Source organism: Dyella amyloliquefaciens (assembly GCF_004296575.1).
Taxonomy (GTDB): Bacteria; Pseudomonadota; Gammaproteobacteria; order Xanthomonadales; family Rhodanobacteraceae; genus Dyella; species Dyella amyloliquefaciens.
Map to the genome: position 1 here is coordinate 69,990 of NZ_SAYT01000008.1, position 15,910 is coordinate 85,899.

Below are 15,910 nucleotides of genomic sequence, written 5' to 3' on the forward strand. Positions count from 1 at the left end.
AAGAAGACTGCCCGTGGCATCCAGCAGCTACAGCCGCTCCGAACACCTGCGTTCCCTCTGGCCCTGGCTGCCGCTGTGGGGCCTGGCCGCGTTGCTGGCGATCTTCTCGCACGGTCCGATGCCGCTGTACTCCACCCGCACCCTCGCCGTGGCGTGGGAGATGTGGAACCACCACTACTGGCTGGTGCCGCACATCAACGGCCAGCCGTACAGCGAGAAAGTGCCGCTACTGTTCTGGCTGATCCATGCCGGCTGGGCGGTGTTCGGCGTCAACGACATCTGGCCGCGCGTGCTGGAAGTGATCTTCGGCGGGGCCCAGCTGGTGCTGGTCTCGGTGCTGGCCGCTCGCCTGTTCCCGAACCGCCCATGGGTGGCCAAGGGCGCGCCGTGGATGCTGCTGGCGCTGGGTTATGCGTTCCTGTTCGGCCTGCAGATCATGTACGAGGTGCTGCTGGCCGTGTGCGTGCTGGCCTCGTTGCTGTGCCTGACGCCCAAGCCGCAGCGCGCGGAACCGCGATGGCTGCTGTTCGGCCTGTGCATCGGCGCCGGCCTGCTGACCAAGGGCCCGGTAATGCTGCTGCACGTCGTGTTCCCGTGGCTGCTGGGCCCGCTGTGGAACGACTGGGCCCGCGACAACCGCGCTCGCTGGTACGGCCGCGGCGTGCTTGCCGTGCTGCTAGGCGGCGCCATGCTGCTGGCCTGGGCGCTGCCCGCCGGTTTCTCCGGCGGCGAGGCCTACCGCCAGCGCCTGTTCTTCACCCAGACCGCCGGCCGCGTGGTGGATGCGTTCGACCACGCCCGCCCGTTCTGGTGGTATGTGCCGATGATCCCGGCGCTGCTGTTCCCCTTCAGCGGCTGGCCGCGCGCCTGGGCGGCGCTGATCACACTGCGCCGCCCGCTCGACAGCGGCATCCGCTTCGCGCTGTGCTGGCTGCTGCCGGTGATGATTTGTTTCTCCTTCATCAGCGGCAAGCAGCTGTACTACCCGCTGCCGGAGTTCGCCGGTGCGGCCCTGCTGATCGCGGGCGCCGTGGCCGTACTGCGCGATCAGCGTCCGGCGCTGGCCAACAGCCACTGGCTGGGCACCTGGCCGCTCGGCGTGGGTGGCATCCTTTTTGGCATCTTCCTGTTCGTGCTGCCGGTGCTGGTCTCGCACAACGACCTGCACGGCGAGTGGTTCGACAACACCCAGCGCTACAGCCGCTTCTTCAGCATCGTATTCGTGCTGCTCGGCCTGCTGTTGCTGGTGCGCGGTCGCGGCGAGGTGCGTCGCCTGGCCTTCGCCGGTCTAGTCGGCACGCTGGCGCTCAACACGCTGTTCACCCTGACCATGTGGCAGAACTTCGACCTGCGTCCGTCCGCCCACCTGCTGGGCGCCGCGGATGCCGAAGGTCGGGCGATCGGCTACCTGGGCAACTACGAGGGCCAGTTCCACTTCGAAGGGCGCATCACCCGTTCGATCGAGCGGTTGGCCGAGGGCGACTCCCTGCAGAAGTTCGCGCAGGAACACCCGGACGGCCTGGTCGTGGCGCGCCCCGAAAAGCTCGATCCGACCGACCTGCGTTATCCGCTGCTGGTGCAGCCGTTCCGCTCCTCGTGGGTGGTGATCTGGCCGGCCAAGTCCCTGGCCGACCTGCGTGCGGGCCGCGTACCCGCCGAGCCGCCGCATCCCACCCGCGTCTACCAGGTCGACGAGTGGCGCTTCCGCGCCCTGCAGTAAGCCCATGAATGATGCGCTGATCGCCAACCTGCGCGCGCAATGCGGTGGTCCGCGTGACGGTGCGCTGCTGCGCTTCTCGCTGGGCAATGCACTGCTCACCGCTGGGGATGCCACGGCCGCCGCCGGCGAGCTGAGGCATGCCGTGGGCTTTGACCCGAGCTATTCGGCCGCGTGGAAACTGCTGGGCAAGGCCTGCCTGGCGCTGGACGACAAGCCCGGCGCCGCCGAAGCCTGGCGGCAGGGCATCGCCGTGGCGCAGGCGCGCGGCGACAAGCAGGCCGAAAAGGAAATGACGGTGTTCCTGAAGCGCCTGGGCTGACGCCAAGGGCGCTAGATCACTTCCGGGTGATCGTAGGGACTGGTCCGGTCGTCCGCCGAGTAGCGCTTGTAGTGCCACTGGTACTGTGCGAACGCTAGCTCGACGCAGTTCTCCACGCCCTGGTTCAAGGCCCGGCACGCCACCGCGAGGTCGGTATCGGCCAGGCCTTCCGGTGCGGGCAGCAGATGGATGCGATAACCCGCGCCATCCGGAAGGCGTTCGGCAAACGCGAACAGCACGGTGGCGCCGGTGCGCGCCGCCAGCCGCGGCAGCAGCACCATGGTGAGCGCGTCGCGGCCGAAGAATGGTGCGAATTCACCTTCGCCGGCACGCGGCTTCTGGTCAGGCAGGATGCCTACGGTGCCACCGGCGGCCAGCCGCTTGTACAGCGTACGCACACCGGCCCCCTCGGCGCGCACCTGCTCGGGCGCCAATGCGCCGCGCACCTTGCGCAGCAAACCCTCCACCGCGGCGATGCGCGGCGGGCGATAGAGGATGGCCATCGGCGTCTTGCGGCACAGCCAGTAGTTGAGCAGCTCCCAGCAACCCAGATGCGGCGCGGCGATGATCACACCCTTGCCCGCGGCCAGTGCCGCGTCGAACAGCGCCTCGCCGCGCACTTCGCGCACCAGGTCCAGGGCACGCTCGGCATCGCGGCCCCAGATGCCGGCGATCTCGGTGGCCGACTTGCCGCTTTCCTCCATCACGGTGCGCAGCAGCGCCGCATGCGCCGCTTCGTCGAGTCCGCGTCGGACGATGCGCAGGTTGACCGAGGTGTTGTGTGCGGTGCGGCTGCGCCGCCACAACGAGAAGCGGCCAATGGCGGCGCCCAAGCGGTGCAGCGCACGCAGCGGCAGCTTTCCTAACAGGCGCAGGAAGAGATAGAGGATGGTGATGTCGAATCGCATGAGCGCCGCAGTGTAACCGGCCGACGCATCGGTTCACGGGTCAACCACGCAACACCTGTTCTCGTTCCTCCGGCACGGGCTACCGTCAGTGGTAGCCAGGCCCTAAGCTTCCGCCCATCCCAGCCGTTACCTCTTCCATGATCGCCCTGATTCAGCGCGTCCTGTCTGCCCGTGTGGATGTCGACAACGAAACCGTGGGAGCCATCGGTCCCGGCCTGCTGGCGCTCGTCGCCGTGCAACCCGGTGACGACGAGCCGCGCACGAAACGCATGCTCGAACGCCTGCTGGGTTACCGCGTCTTCGCCGACGAGCAGGGCCGCATGAACCGTTCATTGGTCGACACCGGTGGTGAGCTGCTCCTGGTCAGCCAGTTCACCCTGGCCGCCGACACCCGTTCGGGCATGCGCCCCAGCTTCACCAGCGCAGCCACGCCCGACGAAGGCCGGCGTTGGTTCGAACGACTGGTGGAACTGGCGCGCGCGGCGCACCCCAGGGTGGAAATCGGCCGCTTCGGCGCCCATATGAAGGTGCAGCTGGTGAACGACGGGCCAGTCACTTTCTGGCTGGAGACGCCATGACCGTCACCACCCAAGGCACATGTCGTCCCTTTTCGAAAAAATCCCCGAAAGATGCCGATTTGGCGCGATTTTTGCGTATCGCCGCCACCACTTTTCTTACTTGAAAACTGGTCAAAAAAGCATCACATGGGTATACTGATCGGTTCCTGCATACGCGGCGGTAGGTATGAATAACAAAGCTCCTGAGCAACAGTCTGAAATCAAGGCGCTCATCTCCAAGGGTCTGGAGCAGGGCTACCTGACCTACGCCGAGATCAACGACCACCTGCCCGACGACATCGTCGATCCGGAGCAGATCGAAGACATCATGGCGGTGCTCAAGGGCGTCGGCATCGAAGTCCACGACGCCGCACCGGACGCCGACCCGCTGTCGGACAACGCCCCGGGCGCCTCCACCGACGATGAAGCCGCCGCCGAAGAAGCCGTGGCGCTGCTGTCGGCCGTCGACTCCGAAGTGGGCCGCACCACCGACCCGGTGCGCATGTACATGCGCGAGATGGGTACGGTCGAGCTGCTGACCCGCGAAGGTGAAATCGCCATCGCCAAGCGCATCGAGGAAGGCCTGGGCCAGGTGCAGACCGCACTCGCCACCTTCCCGCTGACCATCGAGCTGCTGCTCGAGGAATACGACCAGCACCTGGACGGCAAGCGCCGCCTGAGCGAAATCCTGGCCGGCTTCGCCGACCTGGAAGAAGCCGCCGATGCCGCCCAGGCCGCCCTGGCTGATGCCGAGGTGGACGACGCCGACGCCGAGGTCGAGGAAGAAGACGACGGCGAGGCCGGCGAAGAAGAAGAGGCTGGCCCGACCGGTCCGGACCCGGAAGAGGTCAAGCGCCGCATGGAGTTGCTGCGCGACTACTCCAGCAAGTTCCAGAAGGCGGCCGCCAAGGCCACCGACATCAATGACAAGAAGGTCGTCAAGCTGCGCGAGCAGATGGCTGAGGAGTTCCTCAAGCTCAAGTTGCCGTCCGCGCTGATCGACGGCTTCGTGCGCAAGCTGCGCGAAGTGGTGAACGACATCCGTCACCACGAGCGCGTGCTGATGGACATCTTCGTCAAGCACGTGAAGATGCCCAAGGCCGAATTCCTGAAGGCGTTCCCAAGCAACGAGGGTAACCTCGCGTGGGCCGAAGAGCTGGGTCGCAAGCGCCAGAAGTGGTCGCCGAACATCAAGCCGCACAAGGAAGCGATCGACGCCGAACAGGACAAGCTCGGTTCCATCGAGCGCAAGCTGTTCCTGCCGCTCACCGACATCAAGGAAATCAACCGCACGATGTCGATCGGCGAGGCCAAGGCCCGTCGCGCCAAGAAGGAAATGGTGGAGGCGAACCTGCGCCTGGTGATCTCGATCGCCAAGAAGTACACCAACCGCGGCCTGCAGTTCCTCGACCTCATCCAGGAAGGCAACATCGGCCTGATGAAGGCGGTGGACAAGTTCGAATACCGCCGCGGCTACAAGTTCTCCACGTACGCCACGTGGTGGATCCGCCAGGCCATTACCCGCTCGATCGCCGACCAGGCGCGCACCATCCGTATCCCGGTGCACATGATCGAGACGATCAACAAGTTGAACCGCATTTCCCGCCAGATGCTGCAGCAGTTCGGCCGCGAGCCGACGCCGGAGGAGCTGGCCAAGGAAATGGACATGCCCGAGGACAAGATCCGCAAGGTGCTGAAGATCGCGAAGGAACCGATCTCGATGGAAACCCCGATCGGCGACGACGAGGATTCGCATCTGGGCGACTTCATCGAGGACACCAACGCGTCCTCGCCGATCGAGTCGGCCACCGAGACGGGCCTGATGGAAACCGTGCGCGACGTGCTCGCCGGCCTCACCCCGCGCGAGGCCAAGGTGCTGCGCATGCGCTTCGGCATCGACATGAACACCGACCACACGCTGGAAGAGGTCGGCAAGCAGTTCGACGTGACGCGCGAGCGCATCCGCCAGATCGAAGCCAAGGCGCTGCGCAAGCTGCGTCACCCGAGCCGCTCGGAGCAGCTGCGCTCGTTCCTCGATATCGACTGAGCACGGCGCTTAAGCAAGTACACGAAGTCCCGCGAAAGCGGGGCTTTTTGTTTGGGGCGACAACTTTCTGCTGCTGTAGGAGCGCACCCAGTGCGCGATAGGCGTATCGACCTGCGGTTAGTCTTCTGTGGCGACAACCGAGCAGCAGCCTGTCCGGGCGGTCCGCGATCGCGCACTGGGTGCGCTCCTACAGAGAGCTGAGACCGCACTATCCCATGTCGTAGAAAAACTGCTCCGAGACGATCTTGTCGTCCTTGACGTGATAGACACACACCTCGGCCATGGTCATACGGCCGTACTCCTTCATCGTCACATCCATGGTCATGGTCACGCTGAACCAGTTCCCGGCAATGAGCGGTTCGCTCACCTCCAGGCCGTGCATCTCCGCCACGCTGGCCTGGAAGCGCTTGCCTTTCTCCAGGATCGCGTCGAGGCCTTTCACGTTACCCAGCGGACCATTCGCCGCCGCTTCGGGTTCGATGCTGACCGCGTCCTTCGCATACAGCTCGTGCTGCGCTTCCTCGAACTGGCCATGGCGACACATGGCGATCAGGCGCTTGGCGACGGCTTCGGTACTCATGGCGACAACTCCGGCAAAGTGGTTTGCCGAGGCTAGCGCCACGCCCGGAATCCGGGCGTGAAGGCGCGGCGGCGGTCGGCCGCCGCGCCAACGAGGTCAGTGCTTGCCGACGTTGTCGGTTTCGCCGATGAAACGCGCCACGTTGTCATGCAGCTGCTTCAGCGAATCCTCGTGCGCGTAGACCATGTGGCCCGACGGGTACCAGGCGTACGAGATGTTCTTCTGCAGGTTCGCCGGGATCGGCATGTGATGCATCTCGTAGTCGGCCGCGAAGTACGGCGTGGCGAGATCGTAGTAGCCGCCATGCAGCGACACGCGCAGGTTCGGATTGGTCTTCATCGCCGTGGCGAGGTCGCCCATCACGTTGGTGGACTGCTGCAGCGCTTCGGTCGCGCCCGGTGCCTTGTGCGAGAACTCCCAGTGGTCGATGTCGGCGAACAGGCGGTAGCTCTGGCCATCGCCGAACTTGAGGTCGCGGCGCACGTAGTCGTTGAATGCGGCGACGTAAGCCGAGCTGATCGACGAGGACTGCGGATCGTATTCGGACGCCTTGCTCAACGGATCGAGCGACGGGCCGGAGAAACGGGTGTCCAGACGGCCGGTGGTGATATCACCGTCGGCCTGCAGCTCATGCTCGAACATGCCGCCGTCGACGCGCAGGTTGGCCTTCATCAGATAACTCACCGGCAGGCCGGTGTACTGGTGCAGCCGCTGCGCCACGGCCTGCTTGCGGGCATCATCCAGGCGCGAGCCCGCCATCAGGGCGGAGGCATAGTCGGTCAGTGCAAACTGCTCCACCTCGCGCAGGAACGGCTCCAGCGCCGCCGGCTGCTGCGGCAGCTTGTGGTGGTAGTAGGCCGTGGCCGCATAGGTGGGCAGGCCCACCACATACGGAAGATCGACGCCCGGGTTGTTCGCCGCGCCGTCGATGCTGGTATCGAAGTTGAGGATCTGCGAAAGCAGGATCACGCCGTTCAGGTCGACGCTGTCCTCGTTCTCCAGGATGTTCGCCACGACCGCCGAACGCGTGGTGCCGTAGCTTTCGCCGAACAGATACTTTGGCGAGTTCCAGCGGTTGTACTTGGAGAGGAACTGCGTGATGAACTGCGCGAAGGCATGGCCGTCGCCGTCCACGCCGTAGATCTGCTTCTTGCGATCCTTCATCTGCTCATCGCGCTTGCCCTTGTCCTGCTCGTCGGCGAGCAAGCGGCTGAAGCCCGCACCGGGCGCGTCGATGAAGACGAGGTCGGAGGCATCGAGCAGGCTGTAGTCATTGTTGACCAGCCCGTAGGGCGCAGCAGGCGTATGCGAATCGTCGCTGGTCACCACGCGCTTGGGACCGAAGGCACCCATGTGCAGCCACACCGTGGCCGACCCCGGGCCGCCGTTGTAGATGAAGGTGATCGGCCGCTTGCCCGGCTCCACGCCCTTCTTGAAGTAGGCCGCGTAGAACATGCTGACCTGCGGCTCGTTCTCCTTGTCGCCGGTGCCGTGCAGCACCAGGGTGCCGGCCACCGCCTTGTAGTCGATACTCTTGCCCTCGACCTTCACCGTGCCCGACGTTTCCGACGACTGCGGCTTGAGCAGCGCGGCCTCGGGCTTGTCGTCCGGCTTGGCGTCCTTGTCCTGCTTGTCGGCGGCGTAAGCGCCCGTGCCGAGGGTGAGCGCGGCCAGGGCGATGGCGAGGGGGAGCTTGCGCATGGAGGGTCGAACCTTGGGAGGGCGCGCGAAGCGCGAGACCCCCAGATTAGGGAGCGAGGGGGAGGGTTTTCATACCCCAGAAGTCATTGGGTGACCGGGGCGCCTACCTTTTGGGGGGTGTAGGAGCGCACCCGGTGCGCGATTCCTACGGGGCGGCATACCGCCACCACGCGATCGCGCACTGGGTGCGCTCCTACAGAAGAGGACCGACTGTTTGGCTTGCGGCGCGGGGCGACGGCAAAGGCGTCAGCGCCTCAGCATCATCCCCAGGCGATCGAGCCAATCGCCCCCAACGCCAACCCGAGCCCGACACATTCACACCGCTCAACCGCTCGCGGAACGCCGGCGCGAACATCTCCGTGCAGCGACTCCGCATGGCCTACGCCATGAGCCGCAGGCTAGTGAGAAGAAGCACTTCCTCCCGAGCAGAACGCCGAACGTCACTGCAGGATGCGCCAGGCCTCGCGCCTGGCGACGCATCAATGGCCAACTTTTGCGGAAGGCAGTAGCACCAACCACTTTCAGGTCAGGCTTCGAACGCCAGCTCGTTCAATGCGAGCTCGTTGCTCCGCCGCGTCCGTTCGTCGATTTCATGCAGATCCATGTAGTTCGACAGGTACTGCCGAATGCGGGTGTACAACGCCTTGTTCCTGCTGCAGTAGATGGTCGGATTGTTGAATTTCCGCTGCTTGGAGTAGCGCGTTATGAGTTCGCCGCCACCGCAATAGCCCAGCCACTCGCATTTGGCGCAGGTCTCTGGCGGCGTCGACACCGTGCGCCGCAGGTCCATCCAGAAGGGCTTGGAATAGAACTCCTTCAAGGAGGACGTCGCAACGTTACATCCCGTGTGACGATATTCCTCGCTGATGGACGGCAACGAATCATCAGGCGATACATCGCCGTTACTGCGGATGGTAATGGTCTCGATCAGGTCGACGATGTAGTTGATACGCATGTCGACGCCAAAGTCCGTCAGGAACGGTGCAAACACGTTCTTCATGGAACGGATGTTGATCTTCGGGTTGTCATCCTGCAGCCAGCACTCGAGAAGCTCCAGCGAAAAATTCTCGATGAAGTCAGTCATCTCGGGCGAATAGTTCTCCCAGCTATCCTTGGGGAGCATGAAGTCAAATTTCTGCAGGCCGAGGTCATGGACGATATGCGTGTAAATCTCCCTGGCTGAGGTGCCAGGAAGAATGACCGCCAACGCGCCCGGCTCACCGATGAGACCGTCTTCATGGCTCTTCTGCAGCAGCGATATCGCCTTGACGATGCGGTCGTAGCTGCCACGCCTCTTTTTGTCGTACCTGACCGAGTCGTTGACGTGCTTAGGCCCATCGATACTTATCCCGACGCTGATGTTCAGCTCGGAAAACAGCTTGATCCACTCTTCGTCCAGCAGTATCCCGTTGGTTTGCACTCCCATCTGTAGTTCGGCGTGCGGCGCAATGGTCCGCATCAGGGTTTCCGCAATTTCCCTGAACCGCTTTTTTCCGACCATCAACGGCTCGCCACCATGGAGAGCCACGGAAACGGTGGGGATACTGAGCTCACGTGCTCCTTCGGCGAGAAACTTCCCCGCACGCTCCGCCGTTTCAACGGACATGCGCGCCGGATTGTCCTTATGGCTTTCATCGCCATTAAAGAAGAAATAGCAGTAGGGACAATCGAGATTGCATACTTCCGACATCTTGAAGCTCACAAATAGCTTCCTGCTCTCCATTCGTGTGGTCATCAAGCGCATGGCTATCTCCAGACTCAGCAACGTGCGAAGTCAGAACGGGAGCCGACACCCGGTCGGCTCCCGAAGTTGGACGCATTGACCTCCGCGCATGCGTGGACAGCTGCCCGGCAGGCCTATTGAGCAGCAGTGGCTTTAGAAAATGCTGAACCAGGTGCTGTACTTCGCCAGATCGCCCGCGGTTTCGTTCGAGTGGGAGATCACCAGCTGACTCATTTCCTTCGGCTTGTCGTTTTCGCTGCGACCAAACCCGCAGGATGCGCTGACTTCTAGGGCTTCAGCCGAACTCTCGTTGTAGTCCATAGCAGTAAATCCTTATGAAGTAATGGATGCGTAAACATCAAAAACCCAGGACATTCAGCTTGCGGAATCAGCCCCTGGAGTCGAGTGTCCTGGGCTGCTTGGCCGTACTGTGCGTGCCGCACAATGAACTAGAAGAACTTGCAACGGTCACGACTGACTCACGACCAGCGTTGGTTTCTAACAGAGGATTTTTGAGCACGCAATGAAGTTGTGGTTGTAGTCCTCGCCCTTCACATTGCTGACCGACTCGACGTCGTCACGATGTGCGTGAAGCGCGAATGTATAGCCGCAAATTCATTCGCTCATATTCACAGTTGTCATGGCTGCTAAGCCGCTGCAGTTGGTGATATTTCCACTGACGTGAGCGTGAGCCACTGTGAACTTGCGAACCTGCGGCGTTAACGGCGACGCACTCTTAGCAAGATTCGCAAGTTTCACGAGCAAGGCCAAAGATCACCATCGCCAATGCTTCAGATGCGACGTGGATGGCCTTGGCATGTCATCCCCAAGCAATCATCGCGATCGAAATCAGGGCGAGCAGTACACCCGCAGCGTTACCCACGCTGAGCCGCTCACGGAACGCCACCGTGCCCACCACGGCGCCCAGCGCCACCACGCCGAGGTTCATGCTGGCGAATACCAGCGACGGGTGGTCGGGCAGTGCCTGATGGCCGCGCACGTAGAACACGATGTTGCCGAAGTTGGCCAGGCCCAGCAGCAGGCCGGCGACGGCGTCGCGCAACGTGAAGAAGGTGCGGTCGTGCCAGCGGCGCCATAGCAGCAGGGCGAGGGACACCACGAAAGCGAGCGCGAACATGGCTTGCAGCGACGCGGCAAATGGCGTGCCGGCACGCGCCACGTGCTTGAACAGGATGTCGATGAGGCCGAAGCCGATGAACACCACCAGCGGCCACAGCCAGCTGCGCACTTCGTCTGCGCCGCGCGCATCGACCTTCCACACCATGCACAGCAAGGCGAGCAGTCCGACGGCGATGCCCACTCCCTTGTACGCGTTCAAGGTTTCGCCGAACAACAGGAAGGCGGCCAACAGCGAAATCAGCAGTGACAACCGTTGTGCCGCGTCCGTGCGCACGATGCCCGCGCTGCGCACGGAGGCCGCCAGTGCGAGGAAGATCAAGGGCAACAGCAAGCCAAGGCCGACGAAGCCCAGCCAAGGCGCCTGGGTACTGCGCAGCACGTCCAGTGACGGATGGAACACCATCGCGGTGAGCACGCTGGTCGCGACGTAGTTCCAGGCGATGGCCTGGCCGACATCCACTTCCAATCGCCGCGCGAGCTTCAGCAGCACCGATACCAGCACGCTGCAGACAACGCTCATCAACACGTAAATCATGAAAAATCCTTGTCACAGGCCGTGGCCGGGCGGGCCATGCCTATACACCGGATCGCCTTGCGGGCGTCATCCCGGCAAGGCGAGCTTCTGGGCTGGGGATCAGCTGCCGTGCGTGAATCGTTCGCGATAACGCGCGGGGCTCAGCTTCAGATGATGACGGAAATGGTGGCGCAACGTATCGGCGCTGCCGAAGCCGCAGACATCGGCTACGCGCTCCACCGGGAGATCGCTGCCTTCCAGCAGCTCGCGTGCACGGTTGAGCCGCTCGCGGGTCACCCATTGTTTGGGTGAGCAACCGGTTGCCTCTTCGAAGCGGCGCAGCAACGTGCGCTCGCTCATGCGTGCACGCTCGGCGAGCTCCTGCAGCGGCAGCGGTTGGTCGAGATGGCGACGCATCCAGTCCAGCAACTTGCCCAGCGTGGCGCCTTGCTCGGGAAGCGGTGACTGGATGAATTGCGCCTGCCCGCCGTCACGATGAGCCGGCACCACGGCGCGACGCGCCACCGAGTTGGCGACTTCCGGGCCGTAGTCGCGGCGGATCAGGTGCAGCGAAAGATCCAGCGCCGCGGCGGAGCCTGCCGACGTGAGCAGATCGCCTTCGTCCACGTAGAGCACGTCGGGTTCGATGCGGATGCGCGGGAAGCGCTCCGCCAGCGCATCGACGTAGCGCCAGTGAGTGGTGGCACGCCGGCCGTCGAGCAAACCGGTGGCGGCCAGCACGAACACGCCGGAACAGAACGAAAGCAGCCTTGCGCCACGCGCATGCGCCTTGCGCAGGGCATCGAGCAGGTCCGCGGGTGGTTCCGCGGCCACTCCGCGCCAGCCGGGGACGATCACCGTCCCCGCATCGGCAAGGCCTTCCAGGCCCGTATCGGCCAGCACGCGCATGCCACCCGCGGCACGCATCGGTCCCTGGTCCACCGCACACAGGCCGAAGCGGTACCAGTCCGGCCATTCCGGACGCGGCAAGCCGAACATCTCCACGGCAATGCCGAACTCGAACGTGCACAGGCCGTCGTACACCAGCACGGCCACGTCGCGATTGGCAGGCCCGGATGGACGCCTGACACGTTTTGGCGAATTTTTCATGATGCATGGCATTCTTGCCAATGTCGGGCACGGGCGCCAGTGCCGATACTGGCTCCGTCCTTCACCACGGAGCCCGCCATGAGCAGTGTCGTCCAGCGTTTCCCCGCCGCCGCCAGCACCGATGCCCTGACGCATTTCCACGCCCGCCTGGGCTTCGAAACCGACTGTGCCGACGTCCATTACGCAACGAACCACGAAGCGAAGGATTTCGTGCTGCTGGACGTGCGCACGCCCACGCTTTACGCCGCCGGCCATGTGCCGGGCGCCATCAACATGCCCACGCGCACGATCAGCGAGCAACGGCTGGCCGACTATCCGACCGACACCTTGTTCGTCGTGTATTGCGCAGGTCCGCATTGCAACGGCGCCAACAAGGCCGCCGTGAAGCTGGCGCAGCTGGGACGACCGGTGAAGGAGATGATCGGCGGCCTCACCGGCTGGATGGACGAGGGCTTTGGCCTGGAACGCTGAGGTGCAAAACCGCTTCGCCGTACGACGCGCCAGCGGTGAGGATGCACCCGTCCTGCTGGCGCTGGGTGCCGAACATGCGGCCTTCGAACGCCTTCCGCACGGGGCGGGCAAACGTGGCGCAGCGCTGGCAAGCGCGCTTGAGGGTGATCCGCCGCGGCTGCATGCCTGGATCGCCTTTGTCGATGCCGACAGCGTGGGCTATGCCAGCGCCACCGTGGATTTCTCAACGCTCGACGGCACGACCTATCTGCACATGGACTGCCTGTACGTTCGCGAGCGTTGGCGAGGACATCGTATCGGCCTTGAACTTTGGAGCACCGTGCGTGCCTTCGCGAAGACCCGGGGCTGCAGCGCGATGCAATGGCAGACCCCGAGCTGGAACGTGGAGGCGGCACGTTTCTACCGCCGGCTAGGCGCCAACGAGACCGCCAAGCTGCGCTATGGCCTGTCGCTGATGGACTGACGCCGCGGCGTCGGGGGTGCCGGGCGATACGATCACGGTACCCACCACGCGGCAGGAGGTTTCATGCTGGAACTTCGTCCCACCTGCGAACACTGCAACAAGGCCCTGCCACCGGCTTCCACCGAGGCGATGATCTGCTCGTTCGAATGCACGTTCTGCCGCGATTGCGTGGCGTTGCTGCAGGACGTATGCCCCAACTGCGGCGGCGGCTTCGCACCGCGCCCCATCCGTCCTATCCATGCGTGGAAAGCGGGCGCCTCGCTGAGCAATCACCCGGCGACCCGGGAGGTCACGCACAAGCCTGTCGTATGGGCGGATCACGCCGCCATCGTCGCAGCACTTGGCGGCAGGCCACCGGAGCAGCGCTGAGCCCGATTTTCCCGGAGCCAAACGGCGCGACCACGGCGCATTGACGCGCGGGGTCCTAATGATGGTCCTCGCCTCGCACGGCAGGCGGCCACTGCATTCCGGAGCATGCCCACGCACGAGCCACGTTCATTGAACCCCGCACGACCGATCCCGCTGGGCGGGGCGGCGGTGCTGTTCCTTGCCATTTTCGTGCTGGATGCGGTTTCGCTGCTGGTTGCCTTCCACGGCGGCGCGATGGTCTCGGTGTGGACTGCCAACGGCCTCGCAGCCGGCGTACTGGCATCCGTGCCGCGACGCCACTGGCCTTTGCTCGTTGCCACCGTCTTTGCCGCGCTCGCGACGGGACAGTACGTCGCGCTAGGTGCACTGCGCGCCGATCACCTGGTGCTCATACTTGCGGATCTCGTGGAAATCCTCGTCGTATCGGCCGTAATCCGTCGATACCAGCCGGTCATCAGTGGGGAAACAAGTGGCTATCTGCGGCTCGGCCGCGTGGCAATCATCGCCACCCTTGCCGGTTGCATCGCATCCACCTTGCTGGCCACCGGTGCGCAGCAGATGGTGAACGGAGGCGCGCTCATCGTCTCTGCCCAGCAATGGTTTCGCGCACACCTGCTCGGCATGGTGATCGTTGGCATGCTCACGCTGGTGGCGTTTCGCGAACGAGGCCGCATGCTCGGTCCGCCGGGCAAGCGCCTGCGCATGCTGCGTGACGTGGTGGTGCTGTTCGCCATCACGCTTGGCGTGTTCCTGCAGGCGCGCCATCCGCTGTTGTTCGTCCTCTTCGCGCCACTGCTTTACCTGATCTTCCAGTACCGCTTTCCAGGCCTGGTGATCGGCGTAGCAATCGTGACATTGGTGGCGAATGTGTCCACGACCCTGGGCACGGGACCGTTCGCGCTGATTCCCACGACCGATCGCACGGAGCCGGCCCTGCTGGCGCAGATCTTTCTTGGCATCGTCTGCCTGGTGACGGTACCCGTGGCGCTGGCACTCGCCGACAGGCAACGGCTCACCACGCAAGTGGCCGAGAGTGAAAACCTGTATCGCCTGCTGGCGGACTATGCCGGCGACCTGGTCGTGCGCATTGCCGACGATGGCACCCGACGCTACGTATCGCCCTCGGTCAAGGACATGCTGGGATGGACGCCGGAGGAGTTCGCCACGCAACGGGACGCATTGATCCATCCCGACGACCAGGAGCGCGTCCGCGTGGTACTCAAGCGACTCCGCGAGACAGGTAACGAGCCTTTCGTGCGTTTTAGGGTGCGCAATCGCGTGGGAGGCCATCAGTGGATCGAAGCCCTGGGCAAGCTCGCGCCCAGCCCGGATCATCCAGGCGAGGTCGAAGTCGTCTACGCGGGACGCGACGTCACCGAGCGGGTACTTGCCGAAGAGGCCCTGGCCGACAGTGAGAAACGCCTTCGCACCATCACGGACAACGTACCGGCCGTCATCGCGCACATCGATACCGAACAGCGCTACACCTTCATCAATGCCTATGCCTCGGAAGTGATCGGTCGCGAGGCTTTGTTGAATATCGGTCATACCGTCGAGCAGATGCGGGGGCCGGTCGTCTACGCGCTGCTCAAGCCTCACATCGAACTGGCCCTGCGCGGAAAGGCCACCACCTTCGAATACGATGTGCTCGCGGGCGAGCAGCACCGCTATTTCCAGGCCACGTATCTTCCCGCCATCACGGCCGACGGGGAAACCAGCGGCCTTTACATGCTTACCACGGAGATCACCCGCATCAAGCTGGCCGAGCAGAAGCTGGATTTCCTCGCCCACCACGATGCGCTGACGGGTATCGCCAATCGATTGTCGTTCCGCGAACGCATCAAGGCCTCCATCCAGCACGCCAGCATCACTCACGGGCCCCTGCTTCTACTGATGATCGATGTGGATCACTTCAAGCAGATCAACGATACCTACGGCCATGCGGCCGGCGACCTCGCGCTCGTCGAGGTCGCAGCCCGGCTGAGGGCGAATGTCCGCAAGACCGATCTGCTTGCGCGCCTGGGCGGCGACGAGTTCATCGTCCTGTGCCGCGACGTCGCCGATGTCGCCACGGCGCGGCAACTGGCACAGAAGTTCATCGATGCGATGCAGTCATCCGTATCCGTCGGCACGGCCAGCCTGAAGGTGACGCTGAGCGTCGGCGGGGCACTGTGCCGCGATATTCCCTCATCGGACGCACTGATCCAGCGCGCCGACGAGGCGCTTTACCAGGCCAAGGACGGGGGACGCGCCGGCTACCGCATCGTCACCGATTGCGACTGAAGGGG

15 protein-coding genes are annotated in these 15,910 nt (G+C 63.9%); 8 read left to right on the forward strand and 7 right to left on the reverse strand.

The window, feature by feature from the left end:
- The first annotated feature begins 13 nt into the window (after window positions 1-13).
- Complete coding sequence (locus tag EPB08_RS19000; protein WP_130620695.1) at window positions 14-1,720, forward strand: ArnT family glycosyltransferase; 1,707 nt, start codon at window positions 14-16, stop codon at window positions 1,718-1,720.
- Window positions 1,721-1,724: 4 nt separating this feature from the next.
- Entirely contained in the window at window positions 1,725-2,039 is a 315-nt protein-coding gene (locus EPB08_RS19005; RefSeq protein ID WP_130620696.1) for a hypothetical protein, read from the forward strand.
- An 11-nt stretch (window positions 2,040-2,050) separates the two neighbouring features.
- Here the strand turns inward: EPB08_RS19005 and EPB08_RS19010 are convergent, their stop codons facing one another.
- Entirely contained in the window at window positions 2,051-2,947 is an 897-nt protein-coding gene (locus EPB08_RS19010) for an LpxL/LpxP family acyltransferase (protein ID WP_130620697.1), read from the reverse strand.
- 137 nt (window positions 2,948-3,084) lie between these two features.
- On the opposite strand from EPB08_RS19010, the gene dtd reads away from it, so the two are divergent.
- Complete coding sequence (gene dtd / locus EPB08_RS19015; RefSeq protein ID WP_130620698.1) at window positions 3,085-3,525, forward strand: D-aminoacyl-tRNA deacylase; 441 nt, start codon at window positions 3,085-3,087, stop codon at window positions 3,523-3,525.
- A gap of 166 nt (window positions 3,526-3,691) precedes the next feature.
- Window positions 3,692-5,551: an RNA polymerase sigma factor RpoD gene (gene rpoD / locus EPB08_RS19020; protein WP_130620699.1), complete on the forward strand. Its 1,860-nt coding sequence runs from the start codon at window positions 3,692-3,694 to the stop codon at window positions 5,549-5,551.
- Window positions 5,552-5,759: 208 nt separating this feature from the next.
- Here the strand turns inward: rpoD and EPB08_RS19025 are convergent, their stop codons facing one another.
- The 6 genes from EPB08_RS19025 to ftrA form a co-directional block, all read right to left on the reverse strand.
- Window positions 5,760-6,131, reverse strand: coding sequence for a nuclear transport factor 2 family protein (locus EPB08_RS19025; RefSeq protein ID WP_130620700.1), 372 nt, complete (start codon window positions 6,129-6,131; stop codon window positions 5,760-5,762).
- A gap of 96 nt (window positions 6,132-6,227) precedes the next feature.
- Window positions 6,228-7,832, reverse strand: coding sequence for a S10 family peptidase (locus EPB08_RS19030; RefSeq protein WP_130620701.1), 1,605 nt, complete (start codon window positions 7,830-7,832; stop codon window positions 6,228-6,230).
- A 526-nt stretch (window positions 7,833-8,358) separates the two neighbouring features.
- Entirely contained in the window at window positions 8,359-9,576 is a 1,218-nt protein-coding gene (locus EPB08_RS19035; RefSeq protein WP_130620702.1) for a radical SAM protein, read from the reverse strand.
- A gap of 132 nt (window positions 9,577-9,708) precedes the next feature.
- The gene (locus EPB08_RS21105) at window positions 9,709-9,876 is read right to left on the reverse strand and encodes a hypothetical protein (RefSeq protein WP_165418547.1); all 168 of its coding nucleotides are present in this window, start codon (window positions 9,874-9,876) and stop codon (window positions 9,709-9,711) included.
- Between the two features lie 499 nt (window positions 9,877-10,375).
- Complete coding sequence (locus tag EPB08_RS19040) at window positions 10,376-11,230, reverse strand: EamA family transporter (RefSeq protein WP_130620703.1); 855 nt, start codon at window positions 11,228-11,230, stop codon at window positions 10,376-10,378.
- Window positions 11,231-11,329: 99 nt separating this feature from the next.
- A complete protein-coding gene (gene ftrA / locus EPB08_RS19045) occupies window positions 11,330-12,319 on the reverse strand; it encodes a transcriptional regulator FtrA (protein WP_130620704.1) in 990 nt (329 codons plus the stop codon).
- A 78-nt stretch (window positions 12,320-12,397) separates the two neighbouring features.
- Here ftrA and EPB08_RS19050 point away from each other — a divergent pair, with 78 nt between their 5' ends.
- The 4 genes from EPB08_RS19050 (at window position 12,398) to EPB08_RS19065 (ending at window position 15,905) form a co-directional block, all read left to right on the forward strand.
- The gene (locus tag EPB08_RS19050; RefSeq protein WP_130620705.1) at window positions 12,398-12,790 is read left to right on the forward strand and encodes a rhodanese-like domain-containing protein; all 393 of its coding nucleotides are present in this window, start codon (window positions 12,398-12,400) and stop codon (window positions 12,788-12,790) included.
- 1 nt (window position 12,791) lies between these two features.
- Entirely contained in the window at window positions 12,792-13,253 is a 462-nt protein-coding gene (locus tag EPB08_RS19055; RefSeq protein WP_165418548.1) for a GNAT family N-acetyltransferase, read from the forward strand.
- A gap of 63 nt (window positions 13,254-13,316) precedes the next feature.
- Window positions 13,317-13,622 carry a DUF1272 domain-containing protein gene (locus tag EPB08_RS19060; protein WP_130620707.1) on the forward strand — a complete coding sequence of 102 codons (306 nt, stop codon included), beginning with the start codon at window positions 13,317-13,319 and terminating at the stop codon, window positions 13,620-13,622.
- Between the two features lie 129 nt (window positions 13,623-13,751).
- Window positions 13,752-15,905, forward strand: coding sequence for a sensor domain-containing diguanylate cyclase (locus tag EPB08_RS19065; RefSeq protein WP_205746402.1), 2,154 nt, complete (start codon window positions 13,752-13,754; stop codon window positions 15,903-15,905).
- Window positions 15,906-15,910: the final 5 nt, after the last annotated feature.

Coding starts and splice junctions, on each gene's coding strand:
- dtd (WP_130620698.1), top strand. CDS start 3,085: ATGATCGCCCTGATTCAGCGCGTCCTGTCTGCCCGTGTGGATGTCGAC.
- EPB08_RS19030 (WP_130620701.1), bottom strand. CDS start 7,832: ATGCGCAAGCTCCCCCTCGCCATCGCCCTGGCCGCGCTCACCCTCGGC.
- rpoD (WP_130620699.1), top strand. CDS start 3,692: ATGAATAACAAAGCTCCTGAGCAACAGTCTGAAATCAAGGCGCTCATC.
- EPB08_RS19040 (WP_130620703.1), bottom strand. CDS start 11,230: ATGATTTACGTGTTGATGAGCGTTGTCTGCAGCGTGCTGGTATCGGTG.
- EPB08_RS19060 (WP_130620707.1), top strand. CDS start 13,317: ATGCTGGAACTTCGTCCCACCTGCGAACACTGCAACAAGGCCCTGCCA.
- EPB08_RS21105 (WP_165418547.1), bottom strand. CDS start 9,876: ATGGACTACAACGAGAGTTCGGCTGAAGCCCTAGAAGTCAGCGCATCC.
- EPB08_RS19005 (WP_130620696.1), top strand. CDS start 1,725: ATGAATGATGCGCTGATCGCCAACCTGCGCGCGCAATGCGGTGGTCCG.
- EPB08_RS19050 (WP_130620705.1), top strand. CDS start 12,398: ATGAGCAGTGTCGTCCAGCGTTTCCCCGCCGCCGCCAGCACCGATGCC.
- EPB08_RS19010 (WP_130620697.1), bottom strand. CDS start 2,947: ATGCGATTCGACATCACCATCCTCTATCTCTTCCTGCGCCTGTTAGGA.
- EPB08_RS19035 (WP_130620702.1), bottom strand. CDS start 9,576: ATGCGCTTGATGACCACACGAATGGAGAGCAGGAAGCTATTTGTGAGC.
- EPB08_RS19025 (WP_130620700.1), bottom strand. CDS start 6,131: ATGAGTACCGAAGCCGTCGCCAAGCGCCTGATCGCCATGTGTCGCCAT.
- ftrA (WP_130620704.1), bottom strand. CDS start 12,319: ATGAAAAATTCGCCAAAACGTGTCAGGCGTCCATCCGGGCCTGCCAAT.